20 protein-coding genes are annotated in these 21,855 nt (G+C 46.1%); 9 read left to right on the top strand and 11 right to left on the bottom strand.

All coding sequences use genetic code 11. The annotated features are described in order from the left end of the window. Positions 1–110: 110 nt before the first annotated feature. Genes ICV89_RS03345 through ICV89_RS03335 form a run of 3 tightly spaced genes read right to left on the bottom strand, consistent with a single transcriptional unit; the run spans position 111 to position 3,678 of the window. Positions 111–716: a hypothetical protein gene (locus tag ICV89_RS03345; protein ID WP_251370898.1), complete on the bottom strand. Its 606-nt coding sequence runs from the start codon at positions 714–716 to the stop codon at positions 111–113. Then, positions 713–1,960: an exo-alpha-sialidase gene (locus tag ICV89_RS03340; protein WP_215309685.1), complete on the bottom strand. Its 1,248-nt coding sequence runs from the start codon at positions 1,958–1,960 to the stop codon at positions 713–715. Before ICV89_RS03340 ends, ICV89_RS03345 begins: the two co-directional genes overlap by 4 nt. Continuing rightward, a complete protein-coding gene (locus tag ICV89_RS03335; RefSeq protein ID WP_215309683.1) occupies positions 1,957–3,678 on the bottom strand; it encodes a glycosyltransferase family 39 protein in 1,722 nt (573 codons plus the stop codon). The genes ICV89_RS03340 and ICV89_RS03335 overlap by 4 nt, the downstream gene beginning before the upstream one ends. Positions 3,679–3,861: 183 nt before the next feature. On the opposite strand from ICV89_RS03335, the gene ICV89_RS03330 reads away from it, so the two are divergent. Beyond that, positions 3,862–4,191, top strand: coding sequence for a c-type cytochrome (locus ICV89_RS03330; RefSeq protein ID WP_215309677.1), 330 nt, complete (start codon positions 3,862–3,864; stop codon positions 4,189–4,191). Between the two features lie 9 nt (positions 4,192–4,200). After that, positions 4,201–5,478, top strand: coding sequence for an NAD(P)/FAD-dependent oxidoreductase (locus ICV89_RS03325; RefSeq protein WP_215309675.1), 1,278 nt, complete (start codon positions 4,201–4,203; stop codon positions 5,476–5,478). 49 nt (positions 5,479–5,527) lie between these two features. On the opposite strand, the gene ICV89_RS03320 is transcribed toward ICV89_RS03325, so the two are convergent. Together ICV89_RS03320 and ICV89_RS03315 are read right to left on the bottom strand one after the other, a co-directional pair. Beyond that, positions 5,528–6,883 carry a DUF3422 domain-containing protein gene (locus tag ICV89_RS03320; protein ID WP_215309673.1) on the bottom strand — a complete coding sequence of 452 codons (1,356 nt, stop codon included), beginning with the start codon at positions 6,881–6,883 and terminating at the stop codon, positions 5,528–5,530. A gap of 34 nt (positions 6,884–6,917) precedes the next feature. Beyond that, the gene (locus tag ICV89_RS03315; RefSeq protein ID WP_215309672.1) at positions 6,918–8,324 is read right to left on the bottom strand and encodes a TAXI family TRAP transporter solute-binding subunit; all 1,407 of its coding nucleotides are present in this window, start codon (positions 8,322–8,324) and stop codon (positions 6,918–6,920) included. Between the two features lie 72 nt (positions 8,325–8,396). Between ICV89_RS03315 and ICV89_RS03310 the strand changes: the two genes are divergently transcribed. Next, positions 8,397–9,101: a pirin family protein gene (locus ICV89_RS03310; RefSeq protein ID WP_215309670.1), complete on the top strand. Its 705-nt coding sequence runs from the start codon at positions 8,397–8,399 to the stop codon at positions 9,099–9,101. A gap of 49 nt (positions 9,102–9,150) precedes the next feature. Here the strand turns inward: ICV89_RS03310 and ICV89_RS03305 are convergent, their stop codons facing one another. From ICV89_RS03305 to ICV89_RS03290, 4 genes are read right to left on the bottom strand one after another with little or no spacing between them, the layout of a single operon-like run. After that, positions 9,151–10,122 carry a tripartite tricarboxylate transporter substrate binding protein gene (locus tag ICV89_RS03305; protein ID WP_215309668.1) on the bottom strand — a complete coding sequence of 324 codons (972 nt, stop codon included), beginning with the start codon at positions 10,120–10,122 and terminating at the stop codon, positions 9,151–9,153. A gap of 20 nt (positions 10,123–10,142) precedes the next feature. After that, a complete protein-coding gene (locus ICV89_RS03300; RefSeq protein ID WP_215309667.1) occupies positions 10,143–11,192 on the bottom strand; it encodes an Ldh family oxidoreductase in 1,050 nt (349 codons plus the stop codon). 15 nt (positions 11,193–11,207) lie between these two features. After that, complete coding sequence (locus tag ICV89_RS03295) at positions 11,208–11,942, bottom strand: GntR family transcriptional regulator (protein WP_215309665.1); 735 nt, start codon at positions 11,940–11,942, stop codon at positions 11,208–11,210. Position 11,943: 1 nt separating this feature from the next. After that, on the bottom strand, positions 11,944–12,876 hold the full coding sequence (locus ICV89_RS03290) for an SMP-30/gluconolactonase/LRE family protein (protein ID WP_251370897.1): 933 nt from the start codon (positions 12,874–12,876) through the stop codon (positions 11,944–11,946). Between the two features lie 144 nt (positions 12,877–13,020). On the opposite strand from ICV89_RS03290, the gene ICV89_RS03285 reads away from it, so the two are divergent. Continuing rightward, positions 13,021–13,956, top strand: a complete 936-nt coding sequence (locus ICV89_RS03285; RefSeq protein ID WP_215309663.1) for a 3-hydroxyacyl-CoA dehydrogenase family protein — start codon at positions 13,021–13,023, stop codon at positions 13,954–13,956. Here the strand turns inward: ICV89_RS03285 and ICV89_RS03280 are convergent. Beyond that, positions 13,943–15,088 carry a mandelate racemase/muconate lactonizing enzyme family protein gene (locus tag ICV89_RS03280; protein ID WP_215309662.1) on the bottom strand — a complete coding sequence of 382 codons (1,146 nt, stop codon included), beginning with the start codon at positions 15,086–15,088 and terminating at the stop codon, positions 13,943–13,945. The genes ICV89_RS03285 and ICV89_RS03280 overlap by 14 nt on opposite strands. A gap of 66 nt (positions 15,089–15,154) precedes the next feature. Between ICV89_RS03280 and ICV89_RS03275 the strand changes: the two genes are divergently transcribed. The 5 genes from ICV89_RS03275 to ICV89_RS03255 all read left to right on the top strand — a co-directional run bounded on the left by ICV89_RS03275 (position 15,155) and on the right by ICV89_RS03255 (position 19,855). After that, entirely contained in the window at positions 15,155–16,117 is a 963-nt protein-coding gene (locus ICV89_RS03275) for a tripartite tricarboxylate transporter substrate binding protein (protein WP_215309660.1), read from the top strand. 28 nt (positions 16,118–16,145) lie between these two features. Further along, positions 16,146–17,693 (top strand): UxaA family hydrolase, encoded by a 1,548-nt coding sequence (locus ICV89_RS03270; protein ID WP_215309658.1) that lies wholly within the window; start codon positions 16,146–16,148, stop codon positions 17,691–17,693. A gap of 132 nt (positions 17,694–17,825) precedes the next feature. Next, entirely contained in the window at positions 17,826–18,806 is a 981-nt protein-coding gene (locus ICV89_RS03265; RefSeq protein ID WP_215309656.1) for a DnaJ C-terminal domain-containing protein, read from the top strand. Between the two features lie 5 nt (positions 18,807–18,811). Beyond that, complete coding sequence (locus ICV89_RS03260; protein WP_215309654.1) at positions 18,812–19,147, top strand: chaperone modulator CbpM; 336 nt, start codon at positions 18,812–18,814, stop codon at positions 19,145–19,147. A 36-nt stretch (positions 19,148–19,183) separates the two neighbouring features. Then, on the top strand, positions 19,184–19,855 hold the full coding sequence (locus ICV89_RS03255) for an alpha/beta hydrolase (protein ID WP_215309652.1): 672 nt from the start codon (positions 19,184–19,186) through the stop codon (positions 19,853–19,855). Between the two features lie 35 nt (positions 19,856–19,890). On the opposite strand, the gene ICV89_RS03250 is transcribed toward ICV89_RS03255, so the two are convergent. Next, positions 19,891–21,822 carry an ATP-binding cassette domain-containing protein gene (locus ICV89_RS03250; protein ID WP_215309651.1) on the bottom strand — a complete coding sequence of 644 codons (1,932 nt, stop codon included), beginning with the start codon at positions 21,820–21,822 and terminating at the stop codon, positions 19,891–19,893. Positions 21,823–21,855 lie beyond the last annotated feature (33 nt).

Below are 21,855 nucleotides of genomic sequence, written 5' to 3'. Positions count from 1 at the left end.
CCGGAATAGCAGTCAACAAAAAAGCCAGCAGAAATTTGCTGGCTTTTTTGTTACCTAAAATGAACTGATCTACTGATTGATACACTCACTACTCACCCCGCCCTAAACAATTAGCCTGACTGAGCTCTTTCACGACGCTTCTGATAAATCGCATTCGGGATTGCTAGCAGGGCCCAAATAGCCAAGAAGGGATCTAGGAGATAGTCCCAGAGATTTGCGGATTCATGCCAATGCACTGTCCACGCAATGATCGCAATAGACAGGATCCAAACACCCTTAGTCCAGCCAGCAAGGCCGCAAGCTATAGCAAAGAAGATCGTGGCGATTAAAAAGCCAATAGATCCGTAACCCCAAGCATAGGGATCGAGCATCCCAAGGCCTAGCGCTAAGGGATAAAACGCAATTGCAATCAGTGCCACCACCACTTTAAATCCCAATGGTGTCTTTTTGGCAGCAGGAAGCATGGAACTCCAAAGCAAGAGCATAGTCACAATACTGAGCTCACTAGTCACCCCGCGAACATAGGCAGCCAAAGGCAATTCAAGCGACATTCCTAATGGCCAGAAAAATAGGTTTACCAGCAATAAGACCGCAAGCAGGCGAATTGCAAATGGAATTTCTTTTGAGGACATTTTTTGCGAGAGAATAATCAGCACTACCGCACAAGTAAGCGACATCTCCAGAAGAGCGATTAGCTGTAAATAGGAAGTCATCATTGCGCTTCCTTTTCTTTCAGACTGCTAGCAGCATACTTAAACCAGGCGGCTGGGAAATACACATGCTTTATCTTTGTTCTATTCCAGGTATAGGTAAGGTGAGCATCTTCACCATTCGTAGAAATTAAATACGGGTAGGAAAATTCTCGATGCTGATCATTGAGTAAAGATGCATCATCCTCGAGCACTTGCACTACCCGCCATTGAGGTGAGCTTGGTTCACGCATGACCATCACCAATCGATAGCGCCCCGTCTCGATGTTGTTCAATACCATCAATCTCGTGCCATTGGCTAAGGTAAGTGCAGCCAGTGCTGAATTAGGATTTGGAATCTCAAGATCTTTTGTTGCCACCCAAGTTTGTCCAGCATCCTTGGTTTCACTTGTAGGGATTTGCTTTGGCTTAGAGCTAGGTCGAGTTTGGCGAAAGAAGGCGTTTGCTTCTTGCGGGCCATCAGAAAAAACTACAGGCTGAATCGCACCCCTACCCGAACTCATACGTCGCTTATCAATCACCTGATTCGCATCGACTCTCAGAAACTCGCCGAAGCGACCAATCCACTCGTGATACGCAGGTAAGCCAAGTCGTCCATCCACAAATAGCATCGCTGGTGACTTTACTAAGGTACTGAGATTAATCAGTGGGGAGCTGATTAAGCGCGCAGGCCGACCCCAAGTTAAACCTTCGTCATCTGAAATCATTGAAGAGATGGAGCTGCCAGCCCAACCCCCAATAGAAACTGTTACAAAAAATAATTGCATGCGGCCATCAGCCATTCTGGCTGGAACAGGATTGCCTAACTTCGCAATGTAGCGAGACAAGCCTTTTTCAGCGCCAACGCGATCTACCACAACTGTTGGGGCACTCCATCGAGATGCCTGGGAATCAAAAACAGATGTATTAATCACTACATCTGGAGCACCTTCTCGACTACCCGCAAACCAGAAGGCTCTGACCGCACCATCCTTCAGCGCAATTAACGAGGCGGCATGCACTGAAGGTGCTCCAGTGTCTGGCAACCAATCTGTCCGTAGACTAGGCTGAATGGGCTTTACTGACACGGCACTTTTCAGCATCTTCACTTGCTTAGCACCCCTAGATATCTCTGATGCATCATCAAGTTGATTTGCATTCTGAATTGGGTAAGTACTTGCAAATGGCGCCCATACTGGACGACTATCAATGTGGAGATAACCCAGTACCGAAGCAAGCAATAAAAAACAGAAGGCGATCACACGACTCATCGACAAGCATCCTTACCTACTAATGGCAATGCAATAGTTGCAGGAGTGGCAATTAAATATTCATTCACAAACAGGTGTTCTCCAATATGACCCCTGAGTATCGCCTGAATTTCTGCATCAGAATGGCGCGCTCGCATCTCCATCCGCTTACCCACGATCTTGCAAGAATCACACAGCGCGGGCTCCACGCCAATCGCTGACTGCACAGCTACTAATGGGTAATTTTTAGTCAGTAGATCAATTTGACTGGCATCCTTTGCCAAATAGCCATGCAATACTGCCCCAGGCAATAAGAGTCGATACTCTTCATCTTTGGCGCGATAGTCGCAAGGCACCCAAACATCTTTTCCGGCAAGGCCTTGAATAGTTGCTTGTGAGTACCGACCTAAGCTAGCCTCGAGAGGTGATAAGCCACTAGTGAGTGCGCAATAGCAAAGAAAGCATCCTGCTAGAGCGATTGCCTTACTTCGGTTGCGATTCAATATACCAAGCAATACTAGAACTATCGCGGCTCCCATAAAAAGCCAATGCCAAGGCGAGTAACTCCAGATGCCGGGCTGACCTAAGAAGTTGGATAGTTGCAAATTAGCACCCACCCAAGCAAGTGCAGCAAGTAATAGTAACTGCAATAACAATGCAATCCGAAATCCCCATACAGGCAATCGATCCCAATATAGTGCGATCACAGCAGCAAATGCTGGCATCACTGGAAGCAGATATCGCCCAGAGCGCTGACTTGGCAAGCTAAACACAATAAAGAAGGCTAAGACCAACAGCAACAAAAGACTCTCTTCAATTGATATAAAACGCCGCTCTCGCCAACATTGAATCAATGCAGAAATCAACACAAAGGTAAATAGCCCGGCATTAGCCAAAGACGTTAAAGCCAGCATCCAAACACTATCGCCACCCCGCACTAAATCTAATAAATAGTGAGAGCTGCGCGCTTGAAACTTACCGGCATTCTCACCCAGTACAAATTCTTTCCAAACCGCCTCAGGGAAAGGATCTAGAGCAAACCAAAGTGCGAACACGCCCAAAGCCAGAACGGTAATCAAGATCACTTTGTATAGGTCATGCAATAAGGCCTTAGGGATACTCCATTCACGCCAGCGCCAGTAAAACAAGCCCAAAGCAAATGCGGCAGGAACAATGTAAGCAAAAGACTTTGACAGCAAGGCCATACCAAAAGAGGCGCCTGCTAACACAGGAAAGAAAAGCTTCGATTCAAAAGCGGCCTTACCCCAATATAGGAGCGCAAAAAAGGGTAGGCTTAGCCAAAATACTTCAGGGGGATCTGTCAGAAACGGACGGCCATAGCGATAAGTTGCAAAAAAGGAAAGCCATACTAAAGCTGCTAATAAGCCAGTCTGCCGTCTACCGCTAAAACGAGATACAGCCAAAAATAAGCATAGTGCGGTTAAGCTAGTATAGACAACACTGGGCCAACGCAGCGAGAAGAGTGTCCAGTCGCTTCCCCAGTTGGTACTAGCAATACCCTCCCAAAATACCAAGGGTGGCTTTGTATTTTTTATACCGTCCATCTCTGATTGCAGCGGTAACCAAGCACCAGCATCCGCTGTCATTCGGACGATATGCATATAGGGGTATTCATCCCCGTTCTTTGGCGCAAAGCGACTATCTAAACCATATAGATAGGTAAATACACCTAGAAGTAGGATGAAAATGGCATTTCGGTAGGTAAAAGAGCCTCGCATATTGCTAGTTTATAGGTCTTGGACTGGAATACTAAAACTAGCAAGGTCAATACCCTCATTTTTGGTTCTGAGCTTATTGAAAATCAATCTAAGTAAAACCACTAATCCCATCCCCATCTGATTAAGATAGAGTTCATCAGCAGCATCCTAAGAACAGTTGTATGTAAGACGGAGATTATCCCTATGCAAGTGAAGTATTTAAAACCCATTTTGGTGACTAGCGCCATGATTGGCCTGAGCCAATGGAGCGGACTTAGCTTTGCCCAAACCGCTGACCAACTATATAAACGTGGACTTGCTGCCACCTGCGCTAATTGCCACGGCACAGATGGCAAAGGCGTTGTGGATGGCGGGATGCCACTCATTAATAATCTCACTAGCGAACAAATGCTTGCCAAACTAAAGGCTTACAAATCTGGAGCCTTAGAGGGCACCATCATGCCTCAGTTAGCTAAAGGCTATTCCGACGAACAACTCACCACTATTGCCAATCAACTTGGCAAGAAACAATAAGGAGGCGCTATGGATCGTCGACATTTTATAGGTCAGAGCGCTGCAGCAGTTGGCTTGCTTGCAGGCCTTTCAAGTCAAACTACGGCAGCTAATTTACAAAAAGCAGAAATCCTCGTCATTGGCGGCGGATATGGTGGCGCTACCGCCGCTAAATATTTGAGACTCTTCTCCAATAACACCGCCAGAGTGACTCTGATTGAACCCAATACATCCTTTGTGTCCTGCCCAATGTCTAATTTGGTCATCGGTGGCTCACGTACGATCGCTGAAATTACCTCACCTTATGACACGCTCAGTAAGCGTCATGGCATCAAGATTATTCAAGATAGCGTCAGTAGCATTGATCCAGATAAAAAGACGGTGACACTCGCCTCCGGAAAAACTTTGCGCTACGACAAAGCTGTTGTGTCTCCCGGTGTCTCAATGAACTTTAAAAGTATTGAAGGCCTTACACAAGCCAATAAAGATGGCGTAACACTGCAGGCCTGGAAAGCCGGGCCAGAAACTGTTGCCTTACATAAGCAAATCGCTGCGATGCGCGAAGGCGGTACTTTTGCAATCAGCATTCCAGAAGCTCCTTATCGCTGCCCTCCTGGACCCTATGAGCGCGCATGTCAGGTAGCAAGCTATCTTCAGCAACGCAATCCTAAGGGTAAGGTCTTGATTTTGGATGCCAACCAAGATGTAGTCTCCAAAGGGGCTTTGTTCAAAAAAGTTTGGGCTGAACAATACGCCGGAATGATTGAGTACCGCCCCAAGAGCAATGTAGTTGGCGTAGATGCGAAAACCAAAACACTTAAACTCGAAGTAGAGGATGATGTGAAGGCCGACGTATTAAATGTCTTGCCGCAAATGGCTGCAGGTGAAATCGCCATTAAAACTGGATTGGCCAACTCCAATGGTCGCTGGGCGAATGTCAACTTCCTCAACTTTGAATCAACAGCACGAAAAGATATTCACGTATTAGGTGACGCGATTCAAATTGCACCGTTGATGCCCAAATCTGGTCACATGGCTAATCAACATGCCAAAGTCGCAGCAGCAGCAATCGTTGCAGAATTGAATGGCTGGGAAATCAATCCAGCGCCAGTTCTGACAAACACCTGCTATAGCTTTGTGAATAACCGAGAAGTAGTCCACGTTGCTAGCGTCCATCAATACAATGCCGCTGAAAAAACATTCAAGACCGTTCCTGGTTCTGGAGGTTTATCGCCTGCACCTTCTATTCTGGAGGGTATTTATGCTTGGGGTTGGGCGCACAACATCTGGGCAGATAGCTTGGGTTAAAAAGTATTTATGCTCATTAAAAAAGAGGCCTCGGCCTCTTTTTTAATATCTACAGCGATTTACCCATCTCAATGATTCGTTTGCGTCTTCGCTTGCTGATGAATAAGAAAGTAAGCGCCACTAGTGGGGCGGCGATAGCGGCAATAATTTCTGGATGAATGGCAAGGCCGGCTTCTTTTCCGCCTTTAGCCATATAAGCCAACAAACTTACTGCATAGTAAGTCAACACTAGAACGGATAGACTCTCAACTGTTTCCTGTAATCGCAATTGCAAGCGTGCTCGCTGATCCATGCTAGCTAGTAATTTTTGCGTCTGCTCTTCATTTACGAATTCAATACGCGTTCTCAAAGTTTGAGTTGTCCTTGAGATTCGGTCAGATAATTCTTTTAATCTACGCTGAGTCCAAATACAAGTTCCCATCGCTGGCTGAAAACGTCGGTCCATGAATTCTGAAAGAGACTGCACACCCGGAATAGGAGACTCTGCTAGCTCGTAGAGATTTTTACTCAGCAATTGGCTGTAAGCCTCAGATGCAGTAAAGCGCAATCCATATCCAGAGATCCATTGCTCAGCTCGAGAGGCTAGATTAGAGAGCTCACCTAAAAACTGGCCATCTTTTTCGGTATGGACCCCTGGCTCAGTTTGTAATTGAGAAATATTTTTAGATAACTCTGCTAATTCCGACTCTGCAGTTCTAAGTGGCATAGAAAGACTCTTCGCCACCGGGAAGGCAATCATAGCTGCCATTCGATAAGTTTCCGCCTCAGCAATTGCACGCGCTACACGACCAGCCTGACGTGAACCCAAAATATCGTGTGGAATAAGGTAAGAGATAAAACCATCTTCATCCAAACGTAAATCCGTCCACAACTGAGCCTTCTTACTCGATAAGATGTAACTACCCAACACGGTATTCCCACTAAAGATCGAAGATACTTCTTGAGCTTCTGTAAATAGAGGGCGATGCTCAAATGCGAGATCTAATGCAGAAATTCTTTCGCCACCGGCCTCAACAATAGTTGGGCAACCAAGGCTTTGAAGTAATACATCTAAACTCTTTTCCAAAGCAAGGCGGGATTCCAGTAATGGTCCAGTGATTTTGACGGGATTGCGCGTAATGGCTGCAATGGTTGCAAACTCGCCATGCAACTCCCATTTAATTAACACCCTCTGCGGCTCAGGCGCGAGAGTCAACATCTTAAAGGAGTGGTCCTGCTGATGATCATTGGGAATGCCTAAGGCAAGGCTGAGCTTTTGAATCCACTCAATTTGAGTCTGGCGAGAACTTGCATCAAGCAAAAAAGATTGTGAAAGCACCCGCTCATTTGGCCAAAGTGCAATAGGTGGACGCGCATGCACTTCTTCGTGCAATTGTTTTCGAGCAGGATGGTCGTAAGGCTTCATAGAGTTTAGCTGGGCTCAGATAGTTGTGTTTGCACTATACGCCAACTGCATTCTCTTGAGCTTGGTATGGATGAACACCCCGATTCAAGCAGTTACGGACATAGTCTATGCTGGTCCTTAAAGCGTAATAATCACCAGACATACTTTTAGAGACTTTTAACTGAAGTGCCTGGTGCTCTAGCAAATCTAACTTATTGAGGTAGTCGTCTATCACCTCTGGCAGAAAATTTTCAGTGAGCTCTTGTTCGTAGCTTTTTAGGGTGCCATACAACTTATCAATCTTTCGCTTCATTCGTTTATTACGATAGCCCGGTAAAGTGAGTAAGACAGGATATGCCACAGCACAAAACGGCAGTAATACAAAAATCAAGCGATTGATCAGTTCTGCCAACCAAAAAGGGAAATAGAGCATTAATAATGGTGAACCATTTTTTTCGTAATGCAAGGCTACAGGGCTTTGAATAAGTCCTGTATTTTTAAAGGAAGGGAATTCGCCACTCTCCGCAAAGAAGCTTGCCTTACCGTTAATCTCACGTGCAGCCTCTAGAAATAAAAATTGGAGTGCAGGATGCATTCTGTCATCAATCAACAAATTGGTGGTTGAAGCCATCAACTTAATATCTCTAGGAGGAAAATTCCGCACCAAGCTAAATGCGCCCGCAGGGACATTGAGTATTTGCATATAGGGCAGCAAGCGTGCATATGCCTCAGCTCGATCAAAGGCAATTAAATGTAAGTTGGGATCCCTTAGTAATTTCTGGACATTCGGGGCCTCGTAGGCATCCACAATAAACGCTGCATCGATTGCGCCTTTTTGCAAAGCTTCAACCGATTGAGAGCCAGAGAGATGCAGAAAATGTGATCCCTCTTCAAAGCCATTGGCTTTGAGGATATGCATTGCTTGCGCATAGGTTCCACTACCCTTCAAACCAACTGACATTCTGGAATTCAGAAAGAAACTCGCACGGGCCTTAATGGCCTGGAAATCATTCACCTTAATCTCTGGACCACGATAGAACAACCAAATTGGGTCATACGAAATCGTGCCAAGAGATTCGACTCCAGCAACCTCATGAGGATTAAATGCGCCTGCCTGCACGAAGGCAGCCTGAACCGGATCATGACGATCAACTAAGTGCGCCACATTTTCCTCGGCACCCTTTGTTGGAAGTAATTCAAGGGTGATGCCTTTTTTCTCAAAAAAAGCAGCATACTTTTTTCCTAGAGTGTCGTAGGAGCCCCCGGGCTGGCCAGTTGCCATCACCACATGTCTTGGTGGTGGCGGATCGGCATACCACCAAACTCCGAGCAAGACCACCAACAGAATGACTAAGATAGGCCAAGCCTCTCTAAGGAACTGAGCAAAGTCACCCAACTTTTCCTGAGCTGTCTCGTATAGACCGAGATAGGTTTCTTTAATGTCTTGTTTGATGCTTCCCATGGAAGGCCAATCAGCAAATATGTCCAAAGCTAATGATAATGTGCTTATTCCTTTCTAGAAAATACTCTATTCATGCTAACCCTCCGAAAAGCTCAAGATCGCGGCTACGCTGATCATGGCTGGCTTAAAAGCTTCCATTCCTTCTCTTTTGCGGACTATCACGACCCCCGATTTATGTCTTGGGGCAATTTAAGGGTGATTAATGAGGATCGGGTAGCTGCAGGCATGGGTTTCGGCAAGCACGGGCACCGCAATATGGAAATCATTAGCTATGTTTTATCTGGTGAATTAGCTCACGAAGACAGTATGGGGAATATCAAGGGCATTCCACCGGGCGACGTTCAACGCATGAGCGCCGGAACTGGGGTCACCCATAGCGAGTTCAATCATGCTAAAGATCAGACCACCCACTTCCTGCAAATTTGGATAGAACCGAATGTCACGGAGATTGCACCAAGCTATGAGCAAAAATCGATTCCAATCTCAGAAAAACAAAACAAACTCTGCTTAATTGCCTCACCAGACGGATTGGGAAATGCCGTCAAGATCCATGCGGATGCCAGGGTATATGCCGGACTTTTTGATGGCCACCAAGCCCAAAAATTAGATCTCGATTTACAACGTAAGACCTACGTGCACCTGATCAGAGGCTCTCTACTTGTCAATGGAATACCTCTGTCAAACGGAGACGCGCTACTAATAGAGAATGAAAGCAGCTTACTCATCGATGGCGGCAAAGATGCTGAGGTCCTGGTGTTCGATCTCAGCAGCCAATAAAAAAGGGCATCGACTGAGGTCAACACCCTTGCAGCTGAGCTAGGTTAAATTAGTCTAGCTTAATTTTTGCTTTTTCTATTACCACTTTCCATCTCGCAATATCAGAAACATATAAATCTGTAAATTGCTGGGTAGTCATCGGTGCAATTTGTACGCCCGCCTTCACAAAACGCTCCTTCATTTCCGGAGTCTCCAGAATTTTCAAGATTGTCTTGCTAAGGGTATTGATAATCGCAGGAGGTGTTCCTGCTGGCACAAACATGCCTTGCCACAAAGCCATTTCGTAACCCTTGACGCCAGCCTCTTGAATGGTAACTAACTCTGGAGCTCCGCTAAATCGATTCTTGCTAGTAACGGCAAGTGCATTGACTTTTTCACCCTTATATAAAGGCAGTCCCACTGGCATACCAGCAAAGTAAAAATCAATTTGACCGCCCACTAAATCAGTTGCAGCTGGTGAGCCACCCTTATACGGAATGTGGATTGCTTGAGTACCCGTGGTTGCCAAGAATAGCTCTCCAGCCATATGGTCGGAGTTACCAATGCCGGAGGAGCCAAAGCTCATCTTTCCAGGATCAGCTCGGAGCATAGAAATTAAATCGGCTACATTTTTAGCTTTGGAATTGGTATTCACAATCAAAATATGTGGGGTAGCAGCCACTCCGACAACGGGGAGTAAATCTTTTTGACCGTTAAAAGGTAGTCTTGGGTTTGCAGCGACGTTAATCGCTAAGCCATTTTGCGCAAATAACACGGTGTAACCATCTGGAGCACTTTTAGCAACTGCATCAGCTGCCAAACTACCTGCAGCACCACCCCTATTTTCCACAATGACTGATTGCTTTAAGGCAATACTGAGCTCATTCGCCACCATTCTCCCAACGATGTCAGTTGAGCTCCCTGGTGCATATCCAACCAACATCTTGATTGGCTTATCTGGATAGGATGCAAACGCCGTTCCCAAAACTAGCGGTAATACTAAAGAACTCAACACTATCTTTTTAATTGATTTTTTCATCATTTTTTGTCTCCTCCGGTAAGTTATAAATCTAATGCTGCAATCCCGCACTCTTTGGCGCAGTTATTCAAAGACTCTTGTAATTCGCTCGAGATCGGAATGCCATGCGCAAGTCGCTCTGCCATCACCCTTGCAGCACCATCGCCGGGTACTCGAATTTGATTCACGCCTGGCAATTTAGAGGAGGCTTTTAAATCATCGACTAAAGCAATCACTCGAGCAACAAACTGCTCCTGATCTCCAAAAGCACTTGGATCAACAGCAATGATCGTTTGACCAGTATTGGTAATTAAATCATGATGCGCATTAAAGTCAATCGTGCCTTTGCCAACTGCTGCATTGTTGAGCGCACCCGCAAGAAGACCAATCATGACAGCCAAACCATATCCCTTGTAGCCTCCAATCGGAAGTAATGATCCCTCGCTTGATTTCTGCGGGTCTGTAATCGGTTGACCATGTCGATCGATCATCCAAGTATCGGGAATAGATTCACCCTTTTGGGCAGCAAGCTTGACCTTGCCATAGGCGGCGACTGTAGTCGCAATATCCAAGAGCACGATCGGCTTATCACCCGCAGGAACTGCAATCGCAATTGGATTGGTAGACAACAATAAATCAATGCCGCCCCATGGCGCCATGTGATTAGCATTACCAACCGCCATATAGATACCGATATATCCCTGTTCGGCTAGCTTTCTCACATAGACAGATGCTGCACCAGAATGATTGCCATAGTGACTACCCACCCAACAAACACTATGCTGCTTCACTTTTTCTATTGCGACATCAACAGCCCTATTCATCACCAAATGCCCCAGGGCATTATCTCCATTGATCAACGCAGTTGCACCCTGCTCACGTTCAATCTGAATATGAGGACTCAAATTAATACCGCCAGCACGAATCCGCTTAATGTAGGCAGGTAATCTGAAAATTCCGTGGCCATCAGCACCAACGAGATCGGACTGGATCATCAGTTGGGCCACAAGCTTGGCATCTACCAAAGGCACATGATTCGCATGCAATGCTTGTGCAATAAATGCCTCGGCCTTAGTTACGGATAAATGTTTCATATTTGTACTTGTAATTTAATTCCCAGCATCACTCTTAAATTCCATCTTATAAGTGTATTTATTGTGAGGATGATAAGTGATGGTAACTTCAAAAAGCTTATCCTGATTATCAAAGTAACGCCGAACAATGACCAAACACGGGTCATGCAGCTTCAACCCAAGCCTCTTAGCAATATCAGCAGGCACGCTAATGGTATACACATCGACCTCAGCTCGATCAATTCGAGTGCCATACTTTTTCTCGATCTGCTCGAACACCATTACTTGGCTGTGCTCAGGCTCCGATGTCAAGGATGCGAATTGGGGAAGAATATAAATATCAGTCCAAGCAATTACTTCCTCGGTATCTCGCTGCTTTCGAATAGCTCCGATGTGATACCAAGAGGATCCGACTGCACCGCCAATCATTTCGCTTAGCGGCTTGTCGAGCTCAATAAATTCTTCAATGGTGTTTTGTCGATAGGTATTTCTTGGATAACTCAAAATATCAACAGGCGAATTAAAACTTTGGGTAAATCTTCTCACCTTCCGTCTTGAGATCACCTGGGTTGGTGCTCCTTGACGACGCAATACCATGCCATCCCTCTCTAAGGTTTGAAGAGCATGCCTTAAGGTATGGCGACTTGCAGTGAAGCTTTTACAAAGTGCCGCTTCAGATGGCAAGTGAGACCCTACCGCCCAATCGCCCTCATAAATACGCTGAGCCAGCGCATTCGCTAGGGTCTTATAGAGCGGTAGAGATTCTTTCAACTTAGGACAGGCCAAACATTTTTTTGCCGGCAACGGGTAAGCGTGCCTTCAAGATATCGCCTGAGAGAGATTCAGTGATGTACAAATCCCTACCATCTTCGCCACCAAAGCACATGTTTGCTAAGTGATGGTGATGTGGGTTATCCGAATAAATTAAATGTGTCGGCAGCATATTGCTATCAAACCTCCAGATACCAACTCCTAAGTGGCAAACGAGCAAACCATTTTCAGAGTCCATCTCGATACCATCCGGTCCAGCAACGCCACCCGTTAACTGAATTGCAACGCCTGTTTTAGAAACAGAACCATCAGCCATCAATGGTAAACGCCAAATTTGCTGAGATCTTGTCGCTGCAACGAATACATGCTTTTCTTGCGTGTTTAAGGTGATACCGTTAGGGCTCGGTACATTAATTACCAAACGATCTAATTGACCATTGGCGCGTAATCTAAATACTCTGCCTGTTGGATCTGCAATTCCAGTTTGACCCTGATCGGTAAAGTACAGGTCACCATTGGAAGCAAAGTGCAAATCATTCAATCCCTTGAAGTTTTCGCTATACATGGACCCTAGGACTGTTTCCACTTTTCCAGTTTTAGGATCGAGGGCTAATAAGCCTAGCTTGTAATCGCAAATAAATGCGCGGCCATCTTTGTGAAACTTCAATCCATTAGGCCAGCCATCAAATTGAGTTACCAAATCCCAGTCACCCTTCGGAGTAATTCTGAAGACGCGGCCAAAAGGGATATCCAGAAACCATAAGTTACCCTCACGGTCAAAAGAAGGCCCTTCTAAAAAGCACTCCACTTCAGCGTTTTGGCGGTTAGGATCAGACCAAGCTGTGCGGGACTTCTTCCTAAACTTCCCAGGCATGGACATAAAGACTTCTGCCTTGATTTTCTCTACCGGTTGAAATGGGTTGTGCATCGTCATAGTTGATTGCTCCTCTTTGTAGTTATACGGATAGGTTTATTTAAATGATTCACAATTAAAACATAATTGGTGATAATGTATTGTAAGTATAGGCTTATGATGAGTCCAATTGATTAAAACTTAACCGTATAAGTAAGGTTTCTTATGAACTATGTTGCCGTTATTGGTACCGGAATCATGGCTGCAGGTATTGCTGCAGGTTTTCTTGCGCAAAGTATTCCCGTTGTCATTTTGGGTAGAGGTAAAGATAAAGCGGATAAATGCCTAGATAAGGCGCTGGCCCTCGCTCAGAAAATTGGAATCAATGGAGCCTACGCCAGCCAGAGCCAAGAGGCAATCAAGTCTGAACAGAAAACTGAAGTCCTTGAGAGTTGGTCCAACTGGAATAGATGTAACTGGGTCATTGAAACCGTGGCAGAAAACCTTGCTCTAAAGCAAGAGATATTCCAATACCTTGATGAACGCGTTCCAGCGCACATTCCTATTGGTAGCAATAGCTCAGGATTCCCAATCAGCAAAATTGCTTCTGGACTTAAAACCGCCAATCGAATGATGGGGGCACATTACTTTATGCCTGCCGAAGTCGTCCCTCTAGTAGAGGTGGTCATGGGAGAGAAAACGGAGCTGGTATTTGCAGAACAAGCTTGCGCTCTATACAAAAGCATAGAGAAAAAACCGGTTTTAGTAAAAAAAGATATTCCAGGATTTTTGGCAAATCGCATTCAACATGCACTCATGCGTGAAGCCCTATCACTTGTTCAAGAGGGTATTGCCAGTCCCGAGGATATTGATGATGCAGTACGTTACAGCTTTGGCTTTCGATATGCTGCTGTTGGTCCAATGACTCAAAAAGAGATCTCAGGATGGGATGGGATGGCAAATGCAGCAAAAGAAATTTATCCCTCACTCTCCAACATCACCACCCTCCCTCCAAAGGTGGTGCAGCTAATGAGCGAAGGAAAAACAGGAATGAAATCTGGCGAAGGTTTCAGAAAGTGGACTCCAGCAGAAATACAGCAAGTTTCAGACTCCTACTCCAGGAGATTAAAGGCTGCTTTCGATGTTCTCAATATTGAATAGCCGCATATCCCTTTGCAATGGCTTCCTTTACTCGATCAAGATTTGGAACTACACCAATGCCGCTCGGTGCTAGTTGGCTCACCTCAAAACTTCCCTGCTTGGCTATTAGTGGTGTGTCACAGATATCAAACTTCAAGTACTGATTTGACATGCTAAAACCCCAATTGACTTTGCCCATTGCAAATCCTAGAGATGCAGTCGCTGCTGCCGACAGAGAAGTCTCCGAAATCTTGCACGCTAAATTGAGTGAGAGCTTATGCCGCTCTAGTAACTTTGCACATTCAAGTGCCTGCATTACTCCGCCTGTTTTAATCAGCTTTAAGCTTGCCCCACTAAATGCCTTAGCCTCAATTAATTGCTCTAGCTCAGCGAGTCCATGGACTGACTCATCCAATCCAATTGGAACGGGAGAGCTTTTATTGAGCAATACAAAATCTGCCATGGCTAGCTCTGCAGAAATTAATTGTTCTGCAAATGTTAATTTGCTTGCTGACTCTGACTGGCAAAACCGAAGTGCCTCCGTCAAAGTGAGGGCGCAGTTTGCATCAACGGAAATGACATCACCCGCCAAGGCATCGCATAGCACTTTCACCCTATGCAGATCTTCATCAAGCGAGAGTGAGCCAATTTTAATTTTCCAGTGTTTAAATCCAAGCTCACGAAATGCCTTGGCATCACTAAGCTCTTTCTCCAATGAGCCACCCAACATTCTCAGCAAAGGTATGGGCTCAGGCACAGCATCTGCCAAGACACCACTGACACTGCGCAGATATCGCCATAAAGGGATAGAGCGGTCTTGCGTGTATAAATCCAACAAAGCCATCTCTAGACAAGATTTTGCTGATGCATTTGCATACAAAATTCGATTAAAAACACTTGCAAATTCGGTTGGCTCGCTCCAATCTATTGGCAATGCGTATTCCACTAAGTACTTAATGCTACCGACGAGACTATCCAAGCTTTCCCCGGTCATCAAAGGTGCGACCGAGGCCTCACCCCAGCCCTGTCGACCCTTATCGTCAGTTAGGCAGAGCAGCACCGTTTTTGCATCAACCACCATTTCACGAGACATCTTGATAGGCTCGATCAGGGGAATGGATAAGGGATAGATTTCAGCGCACGTGATTTTCATTTTTTTGCTTCATCAGCTTTTACAAAACAGTTTTTATTTTAAAAATAATATCTAGGAGAACAATACATGAGAAAGATTATCTTTACCCTACTGGCTCTAGGAATCACTCTGCCATCGCTAGCGAATGCACAAGGATACCCAAACCAACCGATCAAGCTAGTTATCCCATTTGCAGCTGGTGGACCATCAGATGTTCTCGCCCGTGGATTTTCTCCAAAACTGGGTGAAAACTTGGGTCAGCCAATCATCATTGAAAACAAACCAGGTGCAGGTGCCAATTTAGCCGCGGAATATGTAGTCAACTCCAAAGGCGATGGTTACACACTCTTCCTGATGCTAGTGGGCACCCAAGCTATTAATGAAACCTTGTATAAAAAACTCAATTACAACGTTGTAAAAGATTTTGCCCCGGTCTCACTAGTTGCTTCCTCTTCGTTGATGTTGGTGGCCAACCCTGGTGTCCCTGTAAAAACTGTTGCAGAATTGATAGCGTTTGATAAAGCCAATCCTGGCAAAGTCAGCTTTGGTTCTTCGGGTGCAGCCACACCACTCCATTTAGCGGGCGAATTATTTAATACTCAGGCAGGAACCAATATCCTCCACGTACCATACAAAGGGGCGGCTCCCGCATTAACGGATGTGCTGGGCGGACAGATTCAAACAGCTATTGTTGGCACTCCAGCGGCTCTGCCTTATGTCAAATCTGGAAAGCTGACTGGCTTAGGTGTCACTAGCTTAAAACGGTCTCCAAATGCCCCAGAGATTCCAGCCATATCCGAGACCCTCCCTAAATTTGACGTTGAACTGGTTTATGCCATTGTTGCGCCCGCCAGCACACCAAAGGCAATTGTGGAAAAATTAAATGCTCAATTAGCCAATGTACTCAACAACCCTGAAATTAAATCCCAGTTGAACTCAAGAGGATTTGATGTTGTCACAAGCACCCCAGGCCAACTTGGTGACTACATTAAATCTGAAGTTGCCAAGTGGGCGCCGATTGTCAAAAAATCAGGTGTTACTGCAGAATAATTCAAAATATACGAATCGAAAGTTACTCATGATTGAAACATCTGAAAAAAAATTAGCTGGCGCAATAATTCGCCTGCATCCAAATGACAACATTGTTGTTGCACGAGTTGATGTCGCTATTGGCGAACAGGTTCCTAGTGAGAATTTTACGAGTCGCAGCCAAGTGCCTGCAGGCTACAAAATTGCTGCAAAGAAAATTCTGCAGGGTGAGCCTATCCTGAAATACAACGTCACCGTGGGCTTCGCCAATACCGATATTGAAGCTGGCACGATGGTCCATAGTCATAACACCGAGTTTCGTGAATTTGATCGTGACTATGCTTATGCCAGTGAATACAAGCCCACTACCCTCCTTCCAGAATCTGAGCGTGCAACATTTGAAGGTTATGTGCGCGCTAATGGAAAAGTAGGTACGCGTAATTTCATTGGCATTCTATCCACCGTCAATTGCTCTGCAACGGTGGTCAATAAAATTGCTGACTGGTTCACGCCCGAGAGGTTGAAAGACTATCCCAATATCGATGGTGTAGTTGCCTTTAGTCACGGCATTGGTTGCGGTATGGAGATGAGTGGGGAGCCAATGCAATTGCTACGCAGAACGATGGCAGGTTACGCGCAACACCCTAACCTAGCTGCAGCCCTCATTATTGGCTTAGGTTGCGAGCGCAATCAACTAAAAGGCTTGATGGAGCAAGAAGCATTGCAAGAAAACTCTACTTTGCATACTTTCATCATGCAAGAGACTGGGGGCACACGCAAAACTATTGAAGCAGGAATAGAAGCCGTCAAAGCGCTTCTGCCAGAAGCCAATAATGTAAAGCGTCAAACTGTCTCTGCAAGCCATTTATGCGTTGGTCTGCAGTGCGGTGGATCGGATGGATTCTCTTCCATTACCGCAAACCCCGCCTTAGGTGCCGCAATTGATATCTTGTCGCGCCATGGTGGCACAGGTATTCTTTCTGAAACGCCGGAAATTTATGGAGTTGAGCATACCCTCACCCGTCGTGCAGCAAGCAAAGCCATTGGTGAAAAACTGATTCAACGAATTCGTTGGTGGAAAGATGAGTATTCCGTTGGTCGCGATGTACAGATCAATGGGCAAGTGAGTCCCGGTAATCAAATTGGCGGTCTTGCCAACATCTTTGAAAAGTCGCTCGGCTCTTCTATGAAGGGCGGTACCGGACCACTGATGGAGGTCTATCGATATGCGGAGCCAGTCACAGCCAAAGGTTTTGTCTTTATGGATACGCCTGGTTTTGATCCTGTCTCAGCAACTGGTCAGATTGCTGGTGGAGCAAACTTGATTGCCTTCACCACGGGACGCGGCTCCATGTTTGGCTCTAAACCAGCGCCATGTATTAAGCTGGCTACCAATACACCCATGTATCAAAGGCTAACTGAAGACATGGACATCAATTGCGGAGAGATTTTAGATGGCACGGTTTCCGTTCAAGAGATGGGGCAACGCATTTTTGAACTCTTCCTCAGGACAGCCTCTGGAGAGCCTTCAAAAAGCGAATTATTAGGCTTAGGTGATTATGAATTCGTGCCCTGGCAAGTTGGCGTCATGAGCTAATCAAAGACTGCACCTGACATTTGCGATAAGCGGGCTTCTGGCCCGCTTTTTCTTTGCTCAAAAGAAGCCAATAATCAGTGCTGGGGACTGTAGAATTAATACTATTGAATTAATCAGGAATTCATTAGGCTTATGAAATTCAGGGACTACTATGAAACACTCGGTGTAGCGCGTGGCGCCACTGAAGCAGAAATTAAAGCGGCTTACCGAAAGTTGGCGCGCAAATATCACCCGGATGTAAATAAAGAAGCTGGGGCAGAGGCTCAATTTAAGGAAGTTGGCGAAGCCTACTCCGTTCTCAAAGATACTGAAAAGCGCGCCGCCTACGATCGTATGGGCGCTAACTGGAAGAATGGTCAAGACTTCACGCCTCCACCAAACTGGAACGAGGGATTTGAATATTCTGACGGCAACTTCGGCACTGGGCATGGTGGATTTGGTGGTGGCTACGAAGGTGATCAAAGCGAATTCTTTGAATCTCTCTTTGGTAGAGGGCGTCAAACTCAAGGTGGACGAGGTGGTAACCCCCGCCAAGGCATGAACTTGAAAGGTCAAGATCATCATGCCAAGATCTTGATTGATCTTGCGGATGCTTATCACGGTGCAAAACGAACTATCGCCCTACATATGCCTACGCAAGATGCTAACGGCCATGTCAGCACCCAAGAACGTAAGCTCGATGTCAGTATTCCGAAGGGTATTAAGGCCGGACAAAATCTACGCTTAGCTGGTCAGGGCGGTCCGGGTATGGGCTCTGGTGGTGCAGGTGATCTGTATCTTGAGATTGATTTCCATCCTAATCCCATTTATCGCGTAGATGGCAAAGACGTTTATCTTGATTTACCGCTCGCTCCATGGGAAGCGGCGCTTGGTACTACTGTCAATATTCCAACCCCTGCAGGCTCAACCTTAGAACTAAAGATTCCGGCGGGCACAGTGGCTGGCCGCAAGATGCGACTCAAAGAGAAGGGCATCCCCAGCAAAGAGGCAGGCGATCTATACGTAGTACCAAATATTGTTTTACCCAGCGCCGAAACAGATGCACAAAAAGAAGCCTATCAAGCACTGGAGAAAGCTTTTGATTTCAAGCCCAGAAACCATTTGCAGGGATGATGAATATGACACAAACACAAATCACCTGGATTACAGGCAGCGTAGTTGAGGAAGAGGTGCACATGAGTATTGTGGAAATTTCACAAGCAACACGTGCGCCAGAGGATCTCATCATGTCCTGGGTATCCGAAGGTGTTCTCAGTCCCATAGGCTCATCTCCAGAGGACTGGCGCTTTAGTGGAGAGTCTCTCAAGCGTGCAAAGACTGCCGCTCACCTGACTCATGATCTAGAGCTTAATACACCTGGAGTTGCGCTAGCGCTAGATCTTTTGGATGAAATCAGTCGCCTTCGCAATCAACTAGTTCGCGAAAAAAATAGCTTAAGTCTCTTGGAGACTTAGTAACGAAGTACTTTGCAATTTAGGATAAAAAAATAAATGGTCGCATTACCCTGCATTGAAATTGAAACCGCTCCCAATCCAAGTGCTGCTGTCATTTGGCTTCACGGACTAGGGGCTGATGGCAATGACTTTGTACCCATCATTCCCCAATTGAATCTTTCCGAGTGCCCTGCTATTCGGTTTATTTTTCCGAGCGCACCTTCCATGGCCGTCACAGTCAATGGTGGTTACGTGATGCCAGCCTGGTATGACATTACCGGAAGAACTATCAACGACCGCGAAGATATTGCTGGCATTCACAAATCGGCGACAGCGATATCAGAGTTAATTGAACGTGAAGCAAGTCGTGGTATTGCCTATGAAAAAATTGTTTTAGCCGGATTCTCGCAGGGCTGCGCTATGTCTCTACAGGTAGGGCTACGTTTTCCACATAGATTGGCGGGCATCATGGCGCTGTCAGGCTATTTGCCTCTAGCAAATTCACTGGCACAAGAGAGAAGTGAGGCCAATGGCAAGACCCCTGTATTTATGGCGCATGGCACTTGGGATGCGGTAATCACTCTAGAGCGTGCAGAAGCTTCAGTCGATACTCTAGAAAAATTAGACTATCAGGTGGACTGGAATACCTACCCAATGGAACACTCCCTTCATCCGGATGAACTGGTAGATATCTCGAGATTTTTAACTATGGTGCTGGGCAAGTCATAACCCATACTGTATTGAGTGTTGGGACTTCAATTACATTAAGATTCTGAGCGACTTAAGAGCAGCTCCCAGCGCTGTAGTTTGATATCTAGATCGGCAGTGATTTCTGATAAGCGCGCTTGCATGCTCGCCGCTAATTCAGGCTCATTCTTGTAAAGATCCGGACTACTCATAGCGATCCCAATATCAGCCTGCTCTGTCTCTAGAGTTTCGATCTGCAAAGGCAAGGCCTCTAATTCCTGCCGCTCTTTACCATTAAGCTTGCTCACCCCAGTTTTTGCAGCAGCGGGTTTTGAATCAGCTTTTGCTTCTGGTTTTGCCTCTGGCTTGGGTTCCGATTTCTCAGCAGCCTTAAGGCCACCATTGGCCGCACGAATCTTATCTGAGCGCGCCTTCTGAATTTTCCAGTCCTCGTAACCACCTTCATACTCGCGCCAAAATCCATCGCCTTCATTTGCAATGATGCTGGTCACTACGTTATCTAAGAAGTAGCGGTCATGGCTGACTAAGAATACCGTGCCCTTATAGTCTTGAAGTAATTGCTCAAGCAAGTCTAGGGTATCAATATCTAAGTCATTGGTTGGCTCATCCAAAACCAAGACGTTTGCAGGACGCGCAAATAAACGGGCCAACAATAAGCGGTTGCGCTCGCCACCAGACAAAGTACTTACCGGCGAATTAGTACGCTCCGGCGCAAATAAGAAATCGCTCAGATAACTCTTCACGTGTTTCTTATTGCCATTGATTTCGATCCACTCGCTACCTGGGCTGATGTAATCCTCAAGAGAAGCATTGAGATCGAGACCTTCACGCATTTGATCAAAATAGGCCACCTCGATACGAGTACCCATGGTTGCTGTGCCAGAGTCTGGCGCAATTGTTCCGAGAATCAATTTAAGTAGCGTAGTCTTGCCAGCGCCGTTAGGACCAAGCAGCCCTACTTTATCGCCACGCAAAATCGTTGCCGTGAAATCCTTCACAATCGGGCGCTCGTATGACTTAGAAACATTTTGCAGATCAGCAACAATCTTGCCACTTCTGTCTCCTGCTGAGACTGCAAGTTTGACTTGCCCAACAGCATCACGTCTTTGTGAGCGAGTTGTCCGCAGAGCCTCTAGACGGGCTATACGAGCAACGCTGCGAGTACGCCTAGCCTCAACTCCTTTACGAATCCAGACCTCTTCTTGGGCGAGCAACTTATCTGCACGTGCATTAGCCAAAGACTCTGAGTTCATTTCTTGATCTTTTAATACCTCATAGGCCGAGAAATTACCTGGATATGTACGCAAGATACCGCGATCGAGCTCCACAATTTGCGTGCAGACGTTATCCAAGAACGCGCGATCATGGGTAATCAAAATCACAGAGCCCTTGTACTCTTTTAATAAATCTTCCAACCAAGAAATGGAATCTAAATCCAAATGGTTGGTAGGCTCATCCAATAGCAGCACATCGGGCATTTCTACCAGCGCACGAGCAAGAGCAACCCTCTTCTTGGTGCCGCCCGATAAAGTATTAATCTTGAGATCAGCCTCAAGGTGAAGACGATCCAAGGTTTCATGAACGCGTTGCTCCCAATTCCAGCCGCTTAAGGCCTCCAATTGGGACTGCACTTCATCTAGGCGATGGTGAGCAGCATCGTCCCACTCCCCTATGCTAAGAGCTTCATACTCTTCACGTAGAGCTTTGGCTTGAGCCACACCCTTAGATACGGCATCGAAGACGGTCTCCTCAGCTTCAAATATCGGCTCTTGTGGAACATAGGCAATGCGGAGACCTTGCTGATATTGCAGCAAACCATCATCCATTTTTTCTATGCCGGCTAAGATCTTCAAGAGAGAGGATTTGCCAGTGCCATTACGGCCAATTAAGCCAACCCGCTCCCCGGATTCCAAGGAGAAAGCAGTGTTTGCGAGGAGGTCAACGTGGCCAAAAGCCAGTTTTGCATCAGTGAGTACGATTAAAGCCATGGCGACATTATCGTCACTTCACTCAAAGTGGTG

Source organism: Polynucleobacter sp. Adler-ghost (genome assembly GCF_018688495.1).
In the GTDB taxonomy this organism is placed as follows: Bacteria; Pseudomonadota; Gammaproteobacteria; order Burkholderiales; family Burkholderiaceae; genus Polynucleobacter.
The sequence above is the reverse complement of the archived record's forward strand: the minus strand, read 5'-3'. Positions and strand labels throughout refer to the sequence as shown.